This is a genomic window from Kitasatospora dryopteridis (assembly GCF_050749075.1).
GTDB lineage: Bacteria > Actinomycetota > Actinomycetes > Streptomycetales > Streptomycetaceae > Kitasatospora.
The window spans coordinates 3,086,688-3,105,544 of the sequence record NZ_CP192749.1; the positions used below are offsets into that span (position 1 = coordinate 3,086,688).

Annotated in this window: 17 protein-coding genes; 8 read left to right on the top strand and 9 right to left on the bottom strand. The window is 74.4% G+C overall.

Going from position 1 to position 18,857, the window contains the following annotated elements:
- The first annotated feature begins 73 nt into the window (after window positions 1-73).
- A complete protein-coding gene (locus ACQ614_RS13930; protein WP_431678876.1) occupies window positions 74-1,024 on the top strand; it encodes an RDD family protein in 951 nt (316 codons plus the stop codon).
- Window positions 1,025-1,059: 35 nt separating this feature from the next.
- Here ACQ614_RS13930 and ACQ614_RS13935 read toward each other — a convergent pair whose 3' ends face one another.
- Window positions 1,060-1,710 (bottom strand): hypothetical protein, encoded by a 651-nt coding sequence (locus ACQ614_RS13935; protein ID WP_431678877.1) that lies wholly within the window; start codon window positions 1,708-1,710, stop codon window positions 1,060-1,062.
- 99 nt (window positions 1,711-1,809) lie between these two features.
- On the opposite strand from ACQ614_RS13935, the gene ACQ614_RS13940 reads away from it, so the two are divergent.
- From ACQ614_RS13940 to ACQ614_RS13950, 3 genes are read left to right on the top strand one after another with little or no spacing between them, the layout of a single operon-like run.
- Window positions 1,810-2,337, top strand: a complete 528-nt coding sequence (locus ACQ614_RS13940; protein ID WP_363498816.1) for a SigE family RNA polymerase sigma factor — start codon at window positions 1,810-1,812, stop codon at window positions 2,335-2,337.
- On the top strand, window positions 2,334-3,239 hold the full coding sequence (locus ACQ614_RS13945; RefSeq protein WP_431678878.1) for a hypothetical protein: 906 nt from the start codon (window positions 2,334-2,336) through the stop codon (window positions 3,237-3,239). The genes ACQ614_RS13940 and ACQ614_RS13945 overlap by 4 nt, the downstream gene beginning before the upstream one ends.
- Entirely contained in the window at window positions 3,212-3,655 is a 444-nt protein-coding gene (locus ACQ614_RS13950; protein WP_431678880.1) for a hypothetical protein, read from the top strand. The genes ACQ614_RS13945 and ACQ614_RS13950 overlap by 28 nt, the downstream gene beginning before the upstream one ends.
- An 81-nt stretch (window positions 3,656-3,736) precedes the next feature.
- Here ACQ614_RS13950 and ahcY read toward each other — a convergent pair whose 3' ends face one another.
- From ahcY to ACQ614_RS13975, 5 genes are all read right to left on the bottom strand, one after another.
- Window positions 3,737-5,185: an adenosylhomocysteinase gene (gene ahcY, locus ACQ614_RS13955; protein WP_431678881.1), complete on the bottom strand. Its 1,449-nt coding sequence runs from the start codon at window positions 5,183-5,185 to the stop codon at window positions 3,737-3,739.
- A gap of 277 nt (window positions 5,186-5,462) precedes the next feature.
- Window positions 5,463-6,437, bottom strand: coding sequence for a cation diffusion facilitator family transporter (locus ACQ614_RS13960; protein WP_431678883.1), 975 nt, complete (start codon window positions 6,435-6,437; stop codon window positions 5,463-5,465).
- Window positions 6,438-6,556: 119 nt separating this feature from the next.
- Window positions 6,557-7,747: an SIS domain-containing protein gene (locus tag ACQ614_RS13965; RefSeq protein ID WP_431678885.1), complete on the bottom strand. Its 1,191-nt coding sequence runs from the start codon at window positions 7,745-7,747 to the stop codon at window positions 6,557-6,559.
- 10 nt (window positions 7,748-7,757) lie between these two features.
- Window positions 7,758-7,940, bottom strand: a complete 183-nt coding sequence (locus ACQ614_RS13970; protein ID WP_363498829.1) for a Trm112 family protein — start codon at window positions 7,938-7,940, stop codon at window positions 7,758-7,760.
- 233 nt (window positions 7,941-8,173) lie between these two features.
- Entirely contained in the window at window positions 8,174-8,590 is a 417-nt protein-coding gene (locus ACQ614_RS13975) for a DUF3499 domain-containing protein (protein WP_431678886.1), read from the bottom strand.
- An 84-nt stretch (window positions 8,591-8,674) separates the two neighbouring features.
- On the opposite strand from ACQ614_RS13975, the gene ACQ614_RS13980 reads away from it, so the two are divergent.
- Window positions 8,675-9,124, top strand: coding sequence for a metallopeptidase family protein (locus ACQ614_RS13980; protein ID WP_363498835.1), 450 nt, complete (start codon window positions 8,675-8,677; stop codon window positions 9,122-9,124).
- 12 nt (window positions 9,125-9,136) lie between these two features.
- Here the strand turns inward: ACQ614_RS13980 and ACQ614_RS13985 are convergent, their stop codons facing one another.
- The 3 genes from ACQ614_RS13985 to ACQ614_RS13995 all read right to left on the bottom strand — a co-directional run bounded on the left by ACQ614_RS13985 (window position 9,137) and on the right by ACQ614_RS13995 (window position 15,228).
- Entirely contained in the window at window positions 9,137-10,744 is a 1,608-nt protein-coding gene (locus ACQ614_RS13985; protein WP_431678887.1) for a DUF5719 family protein, read from the bottom strand.
- Window positions 10,745-10,750: 6 nt separating this feature from the next.
- Window positions 10,751-14,677 carry a glycosyltransferase gene (locus ACQ614_RS13990; RefSeq protein WP_431678888.1) on the bottom strand — a complete coding sequence of 1,309 codons (3,927 nt, stop codon included), beginning with the start codon at window positions 14,675-14,677 and terminating at the stop codon, window positions 10,751-10,753.
- A 275-nt stretch (window positions 14,678-14,952) separates the two neighbouring features.
- Complete coding sequence (locus ACQ614_RS13995; RefSeq protein ID WP_363498842.1) at window positions 14,953-15,228, bottom strand: WhiB family transcriptional regulator; 276 nt, start codon at window positions 15,226-15,228, stop codon at window positions 14,953-14,955.
- Window positions 15,229-15,926: 698 nt separating this feature from the next.
- On the opposite strand from ACQ614_RS13995, the gene ACQ614_RS14000 reads away from it, so the two are divergent.
- Genes ACQ614_RS14000 through ACQ614_RS14010 form a run of 3 tightly spaced genes read left to right on the top strand, consistent with a single transcriptional unit; the run spans window position 15,927 to window position 18,812 of the window.
- On the top strand, window positions 15,927-16,535 hold the full coding sequence (locus ACQ614_RS14000) for a cysteine dioxygenase (protein ID WP_431678890.1): 609 nt from the start codon (window positions 15,927-15,929) through the stop codon (window positions 16,533-16,535).
- Window positions 16,536-16,563: 28 nt separating this feature from the next.
- Window positions 16,564-17,523, top strand: coding sequence for a 2-phospho-L-lactate transferase (gene cofD / locus ACQ614_RS14005; protein ID WP_431678892.1), 960 nt, complete (start codon window positions 16,564-16,566; stop codon window positions 17,521-17,523).
- Window positions 17,520-18,812 (top strand): coenzyme F420-0:L-glutamate ligase, encoded by a 1,293-nt coding sequence (locus ACQ614_RS14010; protein WP_431678894.1) that lies wholly within the window; start codon window positions 17,520-17,522, stop codon window positions 18,810-18,812. Before cofD ends, ACQ614_RS14010 begins: the two co-directional genes overlap by 4 nt.
- The last annotated feature ends 45 nt before the right edge of the window (window positions 18,813-18,857 follow it).

The window sequence follows — 18,857 nt, forward strand, 5'->3', positions numbered from 1 at the left end:
CGGGGGCTGGCCTAGCTTGCCAGAGGCGGGCGGCCGTATGTTTGGCCGCCGGGGATCACAACAAGGGGAATGGGTGGGTGCGGTGAGCGACCTGGTGACGGGCGAGGCCGTCGTCCTGGGGCTTCGGACGGCGAAAGTGCCCAGCCGGGCGCTGGCGATCGCCCTCGATCTGGCCGTCCAACTGGTCGGCCTGATGGTCTTCACCACGGTGGTGCTCACCGCGGTGCCCTCCCTGGACGAGGCCGCGGCGGCCGCCGTGGTGCTCGGGCTGAGCGTGTTCTTCCTGGTGGGCGTGCCCGTGCTGGTGGAGACGCTGTCGCACGGGCGGTCGCTCGGCAAGCTGGCGCTGGGCCTGCGGGTGGTGCGCGCGGACGGCGGCCCGGTGCGGTTCCGGCACGCGCTGGTGCGCGGGCTGGTGGCGGTGCTGGAGATCCAGATGACGGCCGGGGCGGGAGCGGTGATCACCTCGCTGGTGTCGCCGCAGGGCCGCCGGCTCGGCGACGTCTTCGCGGGCACGCTGGTGGTGCGGGAGCGGCTTCCGCAGGCGGCCCGGGTGCAGTCCGTGCTGCCGCCGGTGCCGCAGGGCCTGCTGCACGCGATCGGCGAGCAGCTGGTGGCGCTGGACTTCTCGGCGGTGCCGGACGGTCTGTGGCTGGCGATCCGGCAGTTCCTGGGACGGCACGGGCAGCTCGACCCGGCGGTGGCGGCGGGGATGGCGGAGCGGCTCGCCTCGGACCTCGCCGAGCGGACCGGCCGTCCGGTGCCGTACGGCGTGCACCCGGCGGCCTATCTGGGCGCCGTTCTGACCGAGCGGCAGCGGCGGGAGTGGGAGCGGGCCTCGGCGGCGGCGCGGCAGCAGCAGGCCTTCGGGGCGCAGCCCCCGACGTACCCCGCAGCGGTGCCCGTGGCGCAGGCGCCCGTGGCTCCGGCACCGCCTGCGCCGCAGACGGCGCAGGCGCCGACGGACACTCCCCCGGTGGCCGAGGTGCCGCCGCCTTCGAAGGGCTTCGCACCGCCCGCCTGACGCGGCCGGCCCGGGCAGCCCGGCCCGTGTGTCCGTCAGCCGGTGAATTCGGCCGGCCAGGGGTTGGGCGGGGACTCCAGCTCTTCGAGTTCGATACCGGGTGCGGAGAGCACGACGTCGCCGGCGAGGTGCACGGTGTGCTGCTCGCCGGTGGCGAGGTCGGCGACGACGTAGCGCTCGACCAGCAGGGGGCCGCTGTCGGTGTCGTGGGTGTCGACGCCGGCCAGCTGCCAGCCCTGGTCGACGGTGCGCGGGGCGAGGACGGGCTCGGTGAGCGCCACGAGCCGGACGCGCACGGAGGCGCCGACCTCCAGGCGCAGCATCCGGGCGGTGGCCACCAGGAAGGCCGGCGAGGTGCCGGTGAAGCCGTGGGCCCGGTCGTGGCCCTCGACGGCGTGCTCGCCGGCCGGGTCGGCGGCGTCGGCCCGTACCCACGCCACGCCGTCGACCGCGCCGCCGCGGACCTGCCAGCCGCCCGCCCTGACTTCCAGGCGCAGCGGGCGGCTGCGGGAGTCGAGGGTGAGGTCGGTGGTGCCGAGGACGCTGCCGTCGGGGGCGTAGGTCTTGGAGACGTAGCGCCAGCCGGCCGGTCCGGGTGCGCAGCTGAAGCGTTCCTCGCCGACGAGGACGGGGCCGTGGCCGGCGGGGCCGGTGTCGGTGTGCAGGGAGTAGCGGCCGTTGGGCATGGCCCGAAGCCTACGTGCAACCTTTCCCGCCGCTGCCTGCATCAGGGGGTCGGGCGGTGCGGAGCGCGCTGCTGCGACGAGGGAGGGACGGGCACTTCGATGGCGAGGACGGCGGGATCGGCGCGGCATGCGCGCGACGCCGAGTTCACCGCGTACGTGGCCTCGCGGGCAGGATGGCTGCGGAAGGTCGCGTACCTGCTCTGCGGGGACTGGCACCGGGCGGACGACCTGGTGCAGGAGAGCATGACGAAGCTCTATGCGAACTGGTCGCGGTTCGGGCGGGTGGAGAACCGGGACGGCTATGCGCGCAGGGTGCTGGTGAACACGTACCTGGCGGAGCAGCGGTCGCCGTGGTGGCGGCGGATGCGGACGGTCGGGTTCGAGCTGGACACCGATGCCGTGGTAGCCGATCTGGATGCGTCGCTCGACCTGCGGCAGGCGCTGGCGTCGTTGCCGCCGCGGCAGCGGGCGGCGGTGGTGCTCCGCTACTACTGCGACATGACGGTGGAGCAGACGGCCGAGGTGCTGGGCTGCTCGGCGGGCAATGTGAAGAGCCAGACGTCCCGGGGGCTGGAGGCGCTGCGTCGCCGGGTCGTCCCCGCTCGGGCGGGGAGGGCGGAGGCGTGAGCGGGATCAGGTCGGAGCAGGAGCTGGTGGTCGGGCTCGCGGCGCTGGCGGAGTCGGCGGCGCCGCCGAGCACGGTGGATGCGGGTGCTGCGGTGCGGCGGGGCCGCGACCGGGTGGCGCGGCGCCGGATGTCGGTGTGGGGTGCCGCGGCGGCGGTGCTGCTGGTGTGCAGTTCGGTGGTGGCGGGGGTCGGCGGCCGGTCGGCGGCGCCGGTCGGTCCTGCGGGGCCCGGTAGGCCGAGCCCCGGGGTGGGCGCTCCGGGCGGCGAGGAGGATCCGGCGGCGGACGGGGTCCCCCTGTTGTCGGCGCAGATGGAGTTCGGCTGGCTGCCGGAGTCGGTCCACGCGGTTCGCTACTCGTACGGGGCGAACGGGTACCTGGTGCAGGCCTCGGGGGACGCGGAGGGCGGCGGGATCCGCTTCGCGCTGTCGGTGTACCCGGTCGGGGTGGTGCCGCCGCCGGAGAGGCGCTCGGACGGGACGGAGGTCAAGGTGGCGGCGCCGCCGGTGAACGGCCAGGTGGCCTACTGGACGTCCGCCGAGAGTGCGGCGGACGACACGACCGTGTTGCGCTGGCTCACGGTGGACGGCCGGTGGGCGGAGGTCGTCTCCTCGTCGGTGCCGGAGGGCCAGCGCGAGACGCTGACGCACAAGGTGGCGGAGAAGGCGCTGTTCGGGCCGATGAAGGTGCAGCTGCCGGTGCGGCTGAGCGGGGCGCCGGCGGTGTACGCGCTCGTCGGTGCGGATCTGCTGCGGCCGGTGTCGGGTGCGGGCGGCTGGACGCTGCGGCTGACGTTCTCGGTGTCGCCGACGCAGTCGTTCAGCACCACGGCGGTGCCGGTCGGTTCGAACTGGCTGAGGTCGTCTCCTCGTCGGTGCCGGAGGGCCAGCGCGAGACGCTGACGCACAAGGTGGCGGAGAAGGCGCTGTTCGGGCCGATGAAGGTGCAGCTGCCGGTGCGGCTGAGCGGGGCGCCGGCGGTGTACGCGCTCGTCGGTGCGGATCTGCTGCGGCCGGTGTCGGGTGCGGGCGGCTGGACGCTGCGGCTGACGTTCTCGGTGTCGCCGACGCAGTCGTTCAGCACCACGGCGGTGCCGGTCGGTTCGAACTGGCTGCCCCGGACGCAGGCGGTGCCGGGTACCGCCGGGGAGACCGACCCCGCGGGCTGCCGGGAGCAGAGCGGTCTGGTGCTGTGCGTGCAGACCTCCGATCCGGGCGCCCTGGCGGCGGTGGGCGGCGCGTCGTCCTGGCTCTCGCACTTCGCGGTGGTGGGCGCGGACCCGGCCTCGTGGGGGAAGCCTCCGGTCTGGGCTCCGTAGGAAAGGGCGTGCGCCCGGTGCCGGGGGGCACCGGGCGCACGTGTTCGTCCGGGTTGCCGACCGGGGTCGGCGGGGCCGGGATCAGTAGCGGTACTGCTCCGGCTTGTAGGGGCCCTCGACCGGGACGCCGATGTAGTCGGCCTGGTCCTTGGTGAGGGTGGTGAGCTTGACGCCGAGGGCGTCGAGGTGGAGGCGGGCGACCTTCTCGTCCAGGTGCTTCGGCAGGACGTACACGCCGATCGGGTACTGGGCGGTCTTGGTGAACAGCTCGATCTGCGCGATGGTCTGGTTCGCGAAGGAGTTGGACATCACGAAGGACGGGTGGCCGGTCGCGTTGCCGAGGTTCAGCAGGCGGCCCTCGGAGAGCACGATGATGGTGCGGCCGTCGGCCTTGCGCCACTCGTGTACCTGCGGCTTGACCTCGGTCTTCACCACGCCGGGGAGCTGGGCGAGGCCGGCCATGTCGATCTCGTTGTCGAAGTGGCCGATGTTGCCGACGATGGCCTGGTGCTTCATCCGCTCCATGTGGGAGGCGAGGATGATGTCCTTGTTGCCGGTGGTGGTGATGAAGATGTCGGCGGTCTCGACGACCTCGTCCAGGGTGGTGACCTGGTAGCCGTCCATCGCGGCCTGCAGCGCGCAGATCGGGTCGATCTCGGTGACGATGACGCGGGCGCCCTGGCCGCGGAGCGACTCGGCGCAGCCCTTGCCGACGTCGCCGTAGCCGCAGACGACGGCGACCTTGCCGCCGATCAGGACGTCGGTGGCGCGGTTGATGCCGTCGATGAGCGAGTGGCGGCAGCCGTACTTGTTGTCGAACTTCGACTTGGTGACCGAGTCGTTGACGTTGATGGCCGGGAACAGCAGCTTGCCGTCGCGGTGCATCTCGTACAGGCGGTGGACGCCGGTGGTGGTCTCCTCGGTCACGCCCTTGATGGTGGAGGCCATCTCGGTCCACTTGGCGGGGGACTCGGTGAGCGTGCGGTTGAGCAGCTCGAGGATGATCCGGTACTCGTCGTTGTCGGCGGTGGACGGGTCCGGGGCCTCGCCGGCCTTCTCGAACTCGACGCCCTTGTGGATCAGCAGGGTGGCGTCGCCGCCGTCGTCGAGGATCATGTTCGGGGTCTGGCCGTTCGGCCAGGTCAGCGCCTGCTCGGTGCACCACCAGTACTCCTCCAGCGTCTCGCCCTTCCAGGCGAAGACCGGGACACCGGCGGGCTCCTCGACGGTGCCCTCGGGGCCGACCGCGATGGCGGCGGCGGCGTGGTCCTGGGTGGAGAAGATGTTGCAGGAGGCCCAGCGGACCTCGGCGCCGAGCGCGGTCAGCGTCTCGATGAGGACGGCGGTCTGCACGGTCATGTGCAGCGAGCCGGTGATCCGGGCGCCGGTCAGCGGCTGGGAGGCCGCGTACTCCTTGCGGATCGACATCAGGCCGGGCATCTCGTGCTCGGCGAGCTGGATCTCCTTGCGGCCGAACGGTGCCTGGGAGAGGTCGGCGACCTTGAAGTCACCGTTGAGGGGGGACGACATGCGGGATGCTCCTCGCTGCGTGGGCCTGTGAACGGGTGTGCTTGGCCGCAGAGCGGCCAACGGACGCACTCTGCTGCGCGGCACAATCCGTCGGAGGACCTCTCTCCCTCGACCGGGGCGCTCGGCTCCGATCGACCGCCATCAGCAGCGACGTTTGGCTCTGGGGACGAATCTACACCGAGCCGCCGCCGGAGCGGCGGGACCACGGGCGAGCCGCGTACGGTTTCGGCCGCCCCCCGCGGGTGCACCGCGGGGGCGGCCGGAATGTGCCGGACCGTCAGTGCCGGTCGGGGCCGCGGCCGCCGGGGGTGGCCTCCGGGTCGGGGCCCTCGGCGGCCTTCTCGGCGCTGTAGATGTCGGGCTCCAGGTAGATGGCGCGGGCGATCGGCACGGCGCGGCGGACGCGGGCCTCGGCGGCGTCGATCGCGGTGGCGACCTGGGCTGCGGTGTCCTCCGCATTGACCGCGATCTTGGCGGCGATCAGCAGCTCCTCCGGGCCGACGTGCAGGGTGCGCATGTGGATGACGTCGGTGACGGTGTCGTGGTCGACCAGGGCGTCGCGGATCTCACCGACGACCTCCCTGTCGGCGGACTCGCCGATCAGCAGCGACTTGGTCTCGGAGGCGAGCACCAGCGCGATGACGATCAGCAGCAGGCCGATGCACAGGCTGCCGACGCCGTCCCAGACACCGTTGCCGGTGATCACGTTCAGCGAGACGCCGAGCAGCGCGAGCACCAGGCCGATCAGGGCGCCGGTGTCCTCCAGCAGCACGATCGGCAGCTCCGGGGCCTTGGCCCGGCGGATGTACTCGGCCCAGCCGAGCGCGCCCTTGGCCTTGGCGGACTCCTGGTAGGCCGTCCAGAAGGACCAGCTCTCCATCAGCACGGCGAAGACCAGGACGCCGACCGCCCAGCCCCAGTCCCTCAGCTCGTGCGGGTGGATGATCTTCTCGACGCCCTCGTAGGCGGCGAACATGCCACCGAGGCTGAACAGGACGATCGACACCAGGAAGCCGTAGACGTAGCGCTCGCGGCCGTAGCCGAAGGGGTGCTGCTCGCTCGCCTCGCGGGTCGACCGCTTGCCGCCGACCAGCAGCAGCACCTGGTTGCCGGAGTCGGCGACCGAGTGGACGGCCTCGGCCAGCAACGACGAGGACCCGGTGAAGGCGAAGGCGGTGAACTTGCCGACCGCGATCGCCAGGTTCGCGGACAGCGCCGCGACCAGTGCCTTGGTGCCGCCTTCGGTGCTCATGCTGTGGTCCGGTCCCTCCGACTGGGCCGCTCTACGGCCGTGGGCTCAGCTGTCGAGCGCACACAGTATCCCGCCCGGACCGGAAGGCTGATCTCCGGTCAGGGCGGGACGGCGGTCCGTCAGCGGGCCAGGCCCAGGTAGACGGCGGCGAAGTCGGCCGGGCCGGTGAGTTCGGCGAGGGCCTGCAGCGGGTCGTCCAGGGTGCTGGTGTACTCGGTGAGCCGGACGTCGTGGGCGTCGGCCAGCCGGCGGGCACGGGCGACCGCGAAGCCGGGATCGGCGTCCGCGGGGCGGCCGGGGGTGTGCCGCAGCAGCAGGACCTGCAGCTGGAGCGGCTCCGGCTCGTCCACCCGGTCGCGGAAGAAGTCGTCCGGGTCGGCGCCGGCGCCGAGGTGGCCGACGAACATGCCGCGGTGCGCGGTGAGCGTCTGCGGCAGCGGGCCCGGCAGGGCCGGCAGCCCGGCACGGTCGGCGAGCATCGCCGCGAAGCGCTCGGCGGCGGCACCCGGCACCGGGCCGTCGGCCCACACCAGCGGCACCGTGCCGGAGAGCTGAGCGGCCAGGCCCTTGGCCGGGTTCAGGTAGGCGGCGGCGTCCGGGCGGCAGCGGACGGCGACCTCGTCCAGGCGGTCCGCGACGCCGTGCAGGGAGCCGGCCGGGAGCTGGGTGACGCCGATCCGGTCGGCGAGGGCGATCAGCGGGGCGAGGTGCGCCCAGATCGCGCCCGGGTCCTCCGCGGGCAGGTCGGGCTCGTCGTCCGGGCTCTCCCCGGGCTCGACCGCGCTCGGCGCGTACGGCAGCGGGAAGCCGCGGACCTGCAGGGCCGCCTCGGCGAGCGCGCTGCCGGGCGGGGCGGTGACGGCGATCGCGCAACCGCGGGCGTACGCCTGCTCGGCGAGCCGCACCAGGCCGCGCTCGCGGCCGGTGGCGCTGCTGACGACCAGCAGGTCGAGCGGACCCGCCCAGCCGGGCAGCTGCCAGACCAGGCCCGCGGTCAGGGCGTCGGACTCGCCGGGGCCCGCCTCGGACGGGCCGAGCGGCAGGACCTGGCAGGCGGTCACGGCGACCGCGGCCAGCACGGCGCCGGCGGCGAGCGCACTGCCGTGGCCGGCCACCAGGACGGTCCGCGGTCTGCCCTCCGGCCGAAGGGAGGCGAGGCCGGCCTCGTCGGCGAGCCGTACGGCGGTGCGGACCCGGGCGCCCGCCCCGGCGAGGGCGAGCAGGGCGTGCTGCCGGTCGGCGCGCTGCAGGGCGGCCGGATCGTCGAGCAGGGTGTCGTCGAGCATGCGGCCGGCCTCCAGCGGGCTCACCGGGCGGGGGTCAGGAGGGGCGGCGGGCCTCGTCCACCAGCAGGACGGGGATGTCGTCGCGCACGGGGTAGATCAGGCCGCAGCCGTCACCGGTGCACCGCAGCTCCGGCTGACCCTGCTCGGAGCTCTCGGCGAGCGGCGCGTGGCACTGCGGGCAGACCAGGATGTCCAGCAGGAAGGACGGCAGGCTCATGGACGTCGGGCTCCAGATTCGTGCGGTGTGCGGTGCGGCCGTGCCCGGCCGGTAGCCACACTACCGGCCGTGGCACGGCGGCCGTCAGATCATCCGACGCCCGGTCGCGGGCAGCCGTGCCGGGCGGCGACGGGGCGGGCCGGGGTGGTGGAGGTGCCGCGGAGCCGCGCCGGGTGCGCGTCCTCGCGCACCCGGTGCGCGGTGCACCCGCGGAGGCGGGAAGAGGGGGACGCTCAGTTCTCGGGGGAGCGCAGGACCCGCAGGTGGCCGCGGCGGCCGATCTCGCCGGACTCGCCCTCGCCGGGGCCGCCCTGACGCGGCGTGCGCTCCTGCGGGCGGGCGGCCTCGCGGACGGCGTTGGCCAGCGCCTCCAGGTCGTCACTGGTACGGCGGACCGGGCCAGCGTCGGCGGCGAGCCGGACGACCTCCCAGCCGCGGGGGGCGGTCAGCCGCTCGGCGTGCTCGGCGCACAGGTCGTAGCAGTGCGGCTCGGCGTAGGTCGCGAGCGGGCCCAGCACGGCGGTGGAGTCCGCGTAGACGTACGTCAGCGTCGCCACGGCCGGCCGGCCGCACGCGGTCCGCGAACAACGACGTACAGAGCTCACGAGGGTGGACGGTACAGCACTCCCGAGCGGGCCGCGACGACCCACCCCCGCCCGGCGGTCCGTGTCGCCGCCGCACGGGCCCGGAGGTGGTCCACTTCCACCCGGTCAGGGACTACGCTCGACACTGATATGGACAGCCCCACACCTCCGTCACCGGCCGGTGGGCAGCGGCGACCGCGCCACCGGGACCGGCACGGCCGCGGCCTGCGCGGACCGCTGGCACCGCCGCAGGTGCCGATCTCGCTGACCCGCTCCGAACTGTTCGACGACTACGTCCGCGAGTCCGTCGAGCGGTTGGAGCGGCGGTGGCCGCAGCTGGTCGACGTCGAGTTCGCCGTCCAGGAGGTGCCGCTGCCCGCCCAGGGCGAGCCGGCCCCGGACGGCGTGCCGCTCGGCCGGGTGATACCCGCGGCCCAGGGCCGCAAGAGCCGGATCGTGGTGTACCGCCGCCCGGTCGAGGTCCGCGCGAAGTCGCGCGAGGACCGGGCGGCGCTCGTCCACGAGGTCCTCATCGAGCAGGTGGCCGAACTGCTCGGGCTGTCGCCCGACGCCATCGACCCCCGCTACGACGAGGACTGACCCGGACTCCGCTCAGCGCAGCACCAGACCGGGGTCGTTCTGCGCGTACGGCACGGTGACGGTGCTGTGGTCGTCCCGGAACGCCTGGACGGTGAACATCGGGACGTCCTTCTGCGTGATCGCGAGTATCCGCGCGGCCACCACCGGGCCGCCGGAGAGCGTCTCCGCGGTGATCCCGTAGGTGCCCTTCACATCGGCCGGCTCCAGGCCCTGCACGGCGACCGTGGTGCCGGCCGGAACGTCGACCTCCTTGGTCGCGGGGGTGCCGCCGCCGGTGCCCGCCGAGGCGGTGAGCCGGACCTTGGCCGCTCCGGAGCCGGTGGCGGTCAGCAGCACGGTGGTGGCACCGGGCCGGTTTTCGGCCAGCGAGGCGCGCTTGCCGACCGGGCCGGCCGCGCTGATCCAGGCCGCCTCGGTCTTGCCGTTGTTCGCCCGGTCGACGCGGACGGCGGCGATCACCGGCGTCGGGTGCGCCGGGTCGCTCGGGCTGAGCCGGATCGCGCCGAACTCCTTGCCCTTGGCCTCGCCCAGGTCCAGCGTGGCGACCATGCCCGCCTTGACGTGCAGGGTCTCCTTGCCGGCCGGGGTGAACCAGCCGTTCTTGCCGGAGACCTGGACCTTCAGATCGGCGTCGTCGTCGGCCGGTGCCGCCACGATCAGCCGGCCCGACACCATGTCGGCGGGCAGGCCGGGCAGCACCTGCACCGCCGCGGGGGCGGCCGAGGCGGCCACCCAGTCCGAGCCCTTGCCGGCGTCGGCCACGTTCAGAGCGGCGCCGACCCGGCCGCCGCGCACCACCACGTGCACGGCGAGGTCCGCGGCCTCCACCTTGCCGAGCAGCGGCTTCAGCAGCACCGACTGCGCGGTGCCCGGGGCCAGGGTGATGCCGTTGGCGGCATCGATGTCGATCGCACCCTTCTCCCCCACCAGCCGGATGTCGACGGTGGCGGGCGACGCGTCGGAGTTGACCAGGCTGACGTAGTCGGTGCGGCCCGAGGCGGTGCTCGCACCGGCGAACCAGAAGTCGGTGCCGGAGGGCGCGCAGTCCAGGCCGTACAGGCCGATCCGGGAGGAGTCGGAGTAGGTGGTGGTCTGCGAGACGCTGAAGCCCGGGGCGAAGCCGCCGGTGGCGGTGGCCACCGTACCGGGAGCGGTGTCCCCGGGGGCCGCCTGGCCGGTCACCGGCGCACCCGGCTTGGTGAGGGACAGCCGGGCGCCCGGCACCGGGGCCGCGGGGGCCCCGGCCGAGGGCTTCGCCGAGGCCCCCGCAGCGGGCGGCACCACGTCGGAGAGCGAGGCGCTGCCGCCCTCCGCCTTGCCGTCCGGGCTGAACAGCGTCAGATCGGTGGAGGCGAGCAGGCCCTGGATGGGCGCCGGGCAGACCAGCGAGGTGCGCTCGACCTGCGCGGTGGTCGCGCCGCCGGGGCTGCCGGTGGACGACGGGTCGGCGGGCGGACGCAGCTCGGCGATGCCGAAGACCACGCCGAGCACCGCCACCGCGGCCAGCAGCGACTTCCCCGTCCGGCTGCCACCGGGCAGGGCACCGCCGAGGCTCGGCTTCTTGATCGCGGGCATGCTCGGCTTCTTGAGGCCGGCGGCCTTGATGCTGGGCTTCTTCATCGCGGGTCAGTTCCCCGTTCCGTGGTGGTGCGGGTGACCGCCGTTGGTGTAACCGTCCTGTTGTCCGCCGTCGGGGTCGTAGTACGGCTCGCCGGTCTGCTGGCCGGGCACCCAGGGCTGCTGCTCCTGCGGGTAGCCCTGGTAGGGCTGCTGCTGGTCGTAGCCGTAGGGGGCGTACGGGTCGGCGTACTGCGCCCCGTCGTAGCCGGGCTGCTGCGGGTAGCCCTGGTAGCCGGGCTGCTCGTACCCCTGCTGCTCGTAGCCGGGCTGGGGGTAGCCCTGCTCGTAGCCCTGCTGGTCGTAGCCCTGCTGCGGGTAGGCCTGCTGGTCGTACTCCGGCTGCTCGTACTCGGGCCGGCCGTCGCCGTCGGGCTGTCCGTCCGGCTGCTCCCAGCCGTAGGCGTCCTGGTAGCCGCTGCTGTACGGGTCGGCCTGGTACGGGTCGGCGTAGGGCTCGGCGGCGTCCGGTCCTTCGCCGTCCGGCTGCTGCGGGATGCCCGCGTACACGCCGGTCTCGGCATCGGTGCCTTCGCCCTCGCCGCGCTCGGCCATCCGGCGGGCGCGGCGGCTGCCGGGCGCGGGCGGCTCGGCGGCCGCGGCGAGCGCCTGGGCGGCCACCACGTCCTCGGGCAGGTCGTCGTCCTTGTTGCTGCGCCGGCCGGGCAGGGCGAGGACGAGCACGACCGCGCCGAGCAGCAGCTGGCCGCCGATCCAGCCGGTGTGCGCGAGGCTGCCGGAGCGGGTGACCTCCAGCCGGCCGCCGTCGGCGGGGAGTTCGAAGGCCTGGGCCCAGTCGCCGTCGAGGGTGGTCGGCTCCAGCGGGGTGCCGTCCAGGGTGGCCTGCCACTTGGGGTCGGCCTGCTCGGCGAGGCGGAGCACGCGGCCGGCCGGGCCCGCGGGCAGCTCGGTGACGATGTCGTGGGCGCCGGCGGGGAGGGGGGTGCGGCCGGCGCCCTTGGGGGCGACGATCACGGCCCGGGTGGCGGGGACGCCGGTGACCTCCCAGATGGCGCCGCCGTTGCCCTGGCTCAGCCGGGAGAGTCCGGGGGTGGTGTCGAGGACGTCGCGGACCTTGGCGGTCAGCGGCTCCTTCACCTGGACGTAGGCGATGCCGAAGTCGGCCAGGGCCTTGGCCTGGTCGCCGCCGGAGCCGGCGAGCAGCCGGCCGGTGAGCCCGCCCAGGCCCTGGCCCGCGGCGGCGTCGACGGTGCCCTCGGCCTGGCCGAGGGTCAGGCCGGCGTCGCGGACCAGCGCGTAGCCGACCGAGGCGCCGGAGGCCGGGCCGGTCAGCACGAGGGTGCGCGAGCGGTCGGTGGTGCCGGCCTGCTCGGCGATGAAAGCGGGCAGCTGGGACTCCCGGCTGCGCTGCAGCGGGCCGTCGGCGCCGGCCACGGCCCACCACAGGGCGCTGCCCAGCGGGGCGACGACGGCGCCGGCCAGGACGAGCGCGGCGACCGGCTGCCGCCAGCCGAAGGCGATCCCGGAGACGCGTGCGTTGGCGCCGTCCGCGCCGATCGCGGCGGCGGCCAGCAGGGCGACGCCGGTGAGCAGGGTGGCCGGGCCGGCCCAGGCGGCGGTGCCGGGACCGCCGGAGGCGGGGGTGACGGTGGTGCCGGCGACCGCGACGGTGAAGACCAGGCCCGCGCCGGCCGCGGCCCAGGCGGCGAGCACCGCACGGCGGCGGTCGGCGCGCAGCAGGGCGGCGAGGGCGGCGAGCACGATGCCGGCGGAGATCCAGACGGGCGGGGTGCCGGCGCCGCCGGGGTTGCCGAGCACCAGGCCGAGCGGGGTCGCGGAGGGGCCGCTGAAGGCGGGGACGCCGGCCTCCAGGAGGAGGCGCGAGGGGTGCGTCAGCAGCTGCAGCGACCAGGGGGCGAGCACCAGGACGGGCACGCCGAGGATGACCACCACGCGCAGGCCGAGCAGGCGCAGCGCGGTGCCGCCGGAGCCGAAGGCGCCGCCGCGGAGCACGGCGTGGACGAGGGCGGCGAGGCTCAGCGGCACGGCGATCGCCCAGGTGAGCGGGACGAAGGCGGTGGAGAGCGTGAGCATCAGGACGGCCATCCAGACCGGCCGCCAGCCGGGCCGGGCGCCCTTGGCCGCGCTCTCGGTGCGGATGCCGAGGCCGGCGGCGATCGCCGCGGCGCGGGCCAGCGGGGGCAGCAGGACGGCGAGGACGGCGGTGCCGATCCGGCCCTGGGCGATGGCGCCGGTGGCGGCGGGCAGCAGGGCGTAGGTGGCGCTGGCCCAGGCGCGGACGAGCTTGGACTCGATGAGCGGCCGGGAGACCAGGTAGGCGCTGACCGCGGCGAGCGGCACGGACAGCACGACGATCAGGGTGAGCGCCAGGTTGGCGTTGCCGAGGAGCAGTCCGGAGAGGACGGTCAGGACGGCGAGGTAGGGCGGGGAGGCGGCGGTGGAGCCGGTGCCGACCGGGTGCCAGGGGTCGGCGTACATGTTCCACAGGCCGGAGATGCCGTCGGCGGCCGGGAGCAGGGCGCCGCCGAGCAGGTCGCCGGTGCCGATCAGGCTTCGGCAGGCGGCGAGGGCGAAGACCAGCAGGGCGGCGAAGAGGACCGGCGCGGGGCGCCGGACGAGCTTCTTCAGCAGGACGAACTGCTCGACGACCAGGTCGTCGGCGTCGTCGTCGCCCGGGCCGGACTCGACGGAGCCGTGCCGGCCGGCGCCGGAGTCGTCGCCGCCGCCGATGCCGAGCGAGCCGATCGCGGTCTCGACGGCGAGCCGGGCGGTGGCGCCGGGGGCGGGGAAGAGGCTGCGGTCGTCGAGCGCGTCGGCGGACCGGGTGCGCTTGCGGCGTTTGCGGGCGAGCAGCAGCCGGGGCAGCCGGATGAGTTCGTGGTTGAGGCCGGCGAATTCGTCGTACGCCTGGCGCGGGTCCTTGCCGACGAGGTTGGCGAGGACGCGCAGCAGGGTGCCGAGGATCAGCCGCAGCAGCACGTACGGGAAGAGGGCGCCGCGGGAGTTGGCCAGCAGGGTGTAGACGGCGCCGGCCTTGTCGACGCGGTGCGGGTGGTCGGGGCCGCAGTCGATGGAGCGGCGCTCGCGGCTGGCGGCCTCGGCGTGCCGCAGGACGGCGTCGGGGGCGACGACGACGCGGTGGCCGGCGGCGTTGACGCGCCAGCAGAAGTCGGTGTCGTCGCGCATGAGGGGCAGCGCCTTGTCGAAGCCGCCGAGCTCCTCGAAGACGTCGCGGCGCACCAGCATGCCGGCGCTGGAGACGGCGAGCACCGGGCGTACCTGGTCGTGCTGGCCCTGGTCCTGCTCACGGCGGTCGAGGCCCGTCCAGCGGCGGCCGGAGCGGGCGATGGTGACGCCGACCTCGAGCAGCTGCCGGCGGTCGTACCAGCTGCGGAGCTTGGGGCCGACGACGGCGGCGGACGGGGTGGAGTCGGCGACCTGGAGGAGCCGGCGCAGGGCGTCGGTCTGCGGCTCGCAGTCGTCGTGGAGCAGCCAGAGCCATTCGACGGGTTGGCTCTCGCGGGGGCCGGAGCGGCCGAGGCCGTCCTCCTGCCGGCCCAGCGGGTCGTCGAAGGCGTCCCAGCCGCCGGTGACCGGGTCGTAGCCGGAGGGGTCGAGGCTGTAGGGGAGGTCCTCGGGGCGCAGCGGGGGGCTGTTGAAGACGGCCTGGGCGACGGCGTTGCCGAAGCCGGAGCGGCGGCCGAGGACGAGCGGGCCGCTCTCGGGCAGCCAGTCGCCGAGGGTGTCCTGGAGCAGCTGCGGGGAGGCGTCGGTGGAGCCGGTGTCCACGGCGAGGATGCGCTGGACCGGCCGGTCCTGGCCGAGCAGGCCGGCGAGGGCCTGCGGCAGCCAGCGGGCGCCGTCGTGCGAAACGATCACGGCGGTGACGAGGTGCCGCGGATAGGCGGGCGGCCGGGCAGCGGAGAAACCGCTCTGGTGGCTGTAGACGGTCATCGAGTTCGCAGGCCCCAGGTTCTTCGGCGGACGCAGCCGGTGGACGACGGCGGGTGGTGCGCGCGCCGTCCGGTGGGGCCGTGGTGCACGGGGTGGCCGGTGCCCACGGGGCGGGCGGCGGTGCGCGGGCGCCGGATGACGAGCATCCGGATGGCGCACCACACTAACGGCTCTGCCTCGCGGGGGTCCCGCCGGTACAGGGGATGGGGCCGGTACGGGACGCGAAAGCGCCCCACCGATCGGTGGGGCGCCCGGCACAGCTGGGGTCCGGCCCGTCAGACCGCGCTCTTCTTGAGACGACGGCGCTCACGCTCGGAGAGGCCGCCCCAGATGCCGAAGCGCTCGTCGTTGGCGAGGGCGTACTCCAGGCACTCGGAGCGAACCTCGCAGGCGAGGCAGACCTTCTTGGCCTCGCGGGTCGATCCGCCCTTCTCGGGGAAGAAGGACTCCGGGTCGGTCTGGGCGCAGAGTGCGCGCTCCTGCCAGCCGAGTTCCTCTTCGTCGTCCTCTGCGATGCCGTCACCGATCAAAAGCTCAAAGAGCTCGCTCATCTGGCGCGCCTCCTCTGCCCCTCTTGGCGTCCCCGTGGTGTTGCCGTTGCCTGAGCGGCGGAACGACACGAGTGAAATTACAGTTGCGCCGCTCTGGCCCAGTCAAGCCGAGCTCTGGTATTGGGCCGAGGATTCACTCCCCGGAACCAAGCCGCTACCAATAGTGTACATATCCGGACAACCCGGACATTCCACTCGGAGCAGACACAGGCACCCAAAGGCTTCCGAGAACTGACATACAGTCAGCACCGACCGGCCCCACGAGCCGGTCCCGGCGATCGGGCTCCGGCCTGCTCCCGATCAAGAAGACGCCCGCGGAGGCGGCCCGGTTGCCCGGGTACCGGGCTGCCTTCCCGGCGATCTTCGCATCGAAACCTAGAGGGTGATTTATCACTCCATCCGGTGGTTGGTGCCTGATGTGACCCGAATGTCCCGGAGATCGGGTTGACACTGCCGCCCCTGGTGCGGTCTCCTTGCCCCCATGTCAGAGTTCGCCACCAGCCGCACCGGCCGCCAGGCCGCCCTGCGGGCTGCCGCGATCTCCTGTTGTCGCCTCTGTTCCTGCTGTATCTAGGCGCACGCGTCCCACCGCGCGCCGCCTTCAGCCCGAACACCGAGGCCGCCGCGCGACACGTCCCGAATCTCCGCGGATCGGCTGACCCCCGACCGACCCGGACGATCCGAGGACCCCCGTGCGAATGCCCCGCCTCCGCCAGCGCAACCGCGACCGCAAGAAGAACGCCCTCCGCACCGCCGCCGGCGGCCCCGTCCGCCTGGCCGCCCCGCGCCGCCCCTGGACCGACGGCCTGAGCGACGTCTCCATCGCCGGCGACCCGCTGGCCTTCCCCCACCTCGCCCGCACCGACGTCCCGCAGCACCCCACCACCGTCGCCGAGTACGCCCGCCTCGTCCGCGAGATCGCCGCCGACCGCGCCCGGTGGGAGCCGCTGGTGCAGTACGACGCGCTGACCCGCTGGTACGCCCGGCTGGAGACCGGCCCCGGCTACGAGGTCTGGCTGCTCAGCTGGCTGCCCGGCCAGAGCAGCGGCTTCCACGACCACGGCCGGTCCTCCGGCGTGATGGCCGTCGTGCAGGGCGAGCTCACCGAGCGCTCGCTGACCCGCGCCGGCGAGGGCACCCGGGTGCTGAAGCCCGGCGGGCAGCGGGTGCTCTCCCCCGGCTACCTCCACGAGGTGGTCAACGCCGCACTGGAGCCCGCCGTCTCCGTCCACCTCTACACGCCGGGCCTGGTGGAGATGAACCAGTACGGCGCCACCGTGGCACAGCACCAGCCCGAACCGCGGTGAGGGCCCGGCCTGCTGGCAGGATGACCCCATGCGCATCGTGGCTTTGGCTGGCGGAATCGGTGGGGCGCGCTTCCTGCGCGGGCTGAAGGAGGCCGTCGCCCCCGGCGACGAGATCACCGTCATCGGGAACACCGGCGACGACATCCACCTCTTCGGGCTGAAGGTCTGTCCGGACCTCGACACCGTCATGTACACCCTCGGCGGCGGCATCCACGAGGAACAGGGCTGGGGCCGGGCCGACGAGACCTGGTCGGTCAAGGAGGAGATGAAGGCGTACGGTGTCGGGCCCGACTGGTTCGGCCTCGGCGACCGGGACTTCGCCACCCACATCGTCCGCACCCAGATGCTCGCCGCCGGCTACCCGCTGAGCGCCGTCACCGAGGCGCTGTGCGACCGCTGGCAGCCGGGGGTGCGGCTGATCCCGATGAGCGACGACCGGGTCGAGACGCACGTCCGGATCACCGACGAGCGCGGCACCCGCGCCGTCCACTTCCAGGAGTACTGGGTGCGGCTGCACGCCGCGGTCGACGCCGAGGCGATCGTCGCGGTCGGCGCCGACACCGCCAAGCCCGCGCCCGGCGTGCTGGAGGCGATCGCCGCGGCCGACGTCGTCCTCCTCCCGCCGTCCAATCCGGTGGTCTCCATCGGCACCGTCCTCGGCGTGCCCGGCATCCGGCAGGCCGTCGCCGGCACCGCGGCCCCGGTCGTCGGGCTCTCCCCGATCATCGGCGGGGCGCCGGTGCGCGGCATGGCCGACAAGGTGCTCGCCGCGGTCGGCGTGGAGTCCACCGCCCGGGCCGTGGCCGAGTACTACGGCGCCGACCTGCTCGACGGCTGGCTGGTCGACACCGCCGACGAGGACGCCGTGGCCCCGGTCGAGGCCGCGGGCATCCGCTGCCGGGCCGTGCCGCTGCTGATGACCGACGTCGCGGCCACCGCCGACATGGCCCGGGCCGCCCTGCAGCTCGCCGAGGAGGTACGCGCGTGAGCCTGGAGGTCCTCCCGGTCACCGGCCTGCCGGAGATCGCGCCCGGCGCCGACCTCGGCGAACTCATCGCCAAGTACGGCGCCTTCGAGGACGGCGACATCCTGCTCGTCACCTCGAAGATCGTCAGCAAGGCCGAGGGGCGCATCCTGCAGGCCGCCGACCGGGAGGCGGCGATCGACGCGGAGACCGTCCGGGTGGTCGCCCGGCGCGGCCCCGCCCGGATCGTCGAGAACCGCAACGGCCTGGTGATGGCCGCCGCCGGCGTGGACGCCTCCAACACCGCGCCCGGCACCGTCCTGCTGCTGCCCGAGGACCCGGACGCCTCCGCACGCGCCCTGCGCGAACGGCTCGGGGAACTGACCGGCCGCCGGCTCGCCGTCGTCGTCACCGACACCTTCGGCCGCCCCTGGCGCACCGGGCTGACCGATGTCGCCGTCGGCGCGGCCGGCCTGTCCGTGCTCGAGGACCACCGCGGCCGCACCGACAGCCACGGCAACCCGCTGCAGCTCACCGTCACCGCCACCGCCGACGAGCTCGCGGCCGCCGGCGACCTGGTGAAGGGCAAGGCCACCGGCACCCCGGTCGCCGTCGTCCGCGGCCTCGGCCACCTCGTCACCGACGAACACGGCGACGGCGTACGGCCGCTGATCCGGCCCGCCACCGACGACATGTTCCGCCTCGGCACCTCCGAGGCACTGCGCCAGGCCGTCACCCTCCGGCGGACCGTCCGCTCCTTCACCGCCGAACCGGTCGACCCGGCGGCCGTCCGCCGCGCCGTCGCCGCAGCCGTCACCGCCCCGGCACCGCACCACACCACCCCCTGGCGGTTCGTCCTGCTGGAGAGCCCGCAGGCCCGTGTGGACCTGCTGGACGCCATGCTGGACGCCTGGCGGCGCGACCTGCGCGAACTCGACGGGTGGGACGAGGAGAAGATCGCCCGGCGGACGGCCCGGGGCGACGTCCTGCGCAACGCCCCGTACCTGGTGGTGCCGTGCCTCGTCATGGACGGCTCGCACGACTACCCGGACGCCCGGCGCAGCACCGCCGAACGGGAGATGTTCACCGTCGCGATCGGCGCCGCCGTGCAGAACCTGCTGGTGGCGCTCACCGGCGAGGGGTACGGCTCCGCGTGGGTGTCGTCCACGATGTTCTGCCGCGACACCGTCCGCCGGGTCCTCGACCTGCCCGACACCTGGGACCCGATGGGGGCCGTCGCCGTGGGCCGCCCCGCCGAAACCCCCAAGGACCGCCCGCCCCGCCCGGCCGGCCCCTTCCTCACCACCCGCTGACGGGGTCACCACCTGGGAGCCCGGGGCCACCGCTCAGGCTGCCCC

What these genes read in the sequence shown, in the direction of transcription:
- ACQ614_RS13970 (WP_363498829.1), bottom strand. Translation starts at nt 7,940, where the DNA reads ATGAGCCTGCCGTCCTTCCTGCTGGACATCCTGGTCTGCCCGCAGTGC.
- ACQ614_RS13960 (WP_431678883.1), bottom strand. Translation starts at nt 6,437, where the DNA reads ATGAGCACCGAAGGCGGCACCAAGGCACTGGTCGCGGCGCTGTCCGCG.
- ahcY (WP_431678881.1), bottom strand. Translation starts at nt 5,185, where the DNA reads ATGTCGTCCCCCCTCAACGGTGACTTCAAGGTCGCCGACCTCTCCCAG.
- ACQ614_RS14000 (WP_431678890.1), top strand. Translation starts at nt 15,927, where the DNA reads ATGCCCCGCCTCCGCCAGCGCAACCGCGACCGCAAGAAGAACGCCCTC.
- ACQ614_RS13985 (WP_431678887.1), bottom strand. Translation starts at nt 10,744, where the DNA reads ATGAAGAAGCCCAGCATCAAGGCCGCCGGCCTCAAGAAGCCGAGCATG.
- ACQ614_RS13990 (WP_431678888.1), bottom strand. Translation starts at nt 14,677, where the DNA reads ATGACCGTCTACAGCCACCAGAGCGGTTTCTCCGCTGCCCGGCCGCCC.
- ACQ614_RS13940 (WP_363498816.1), top strand. Translation starts at nt 1,810, where the DNA reads ATGGCGAGGACGGCGGGATCGGCGCGGCATGCGCGCGACGCCGAGTTC.
- ACQ614_RS13935 (WP_431678877.1), bottom strand. Translation starts at nt 1,710, where the DNA reads ATGCCCAACGGCCGCTACTCCCTGCACACCGACACCGGCCCCGCCGGC.
- ACQ614_RS13980 (WP_363498835.1), top strand. Translation starts at nt 8,675, where the DNA reads ATGGACAGCCCCACACCTCCGTCACCGGCCGGTGGGCAGCGGCGACCG.
- cofD (WP_431678892.1), top strand. Translation starts at nt 16,564, where the DNA reads ATGCGCATCGTGGCTTTGGCTGGCGGAATCGGTGGGGCGCGCTTCCTG.
- ACQ614_RS13995 (WP_363498842.1), bottom strand. Translation starts at nt 15,228, where the DNA reads ATGAGCGAGCTCTTTGAGCTTTTGATCGGTGACGGCATCGCAGAGGAC.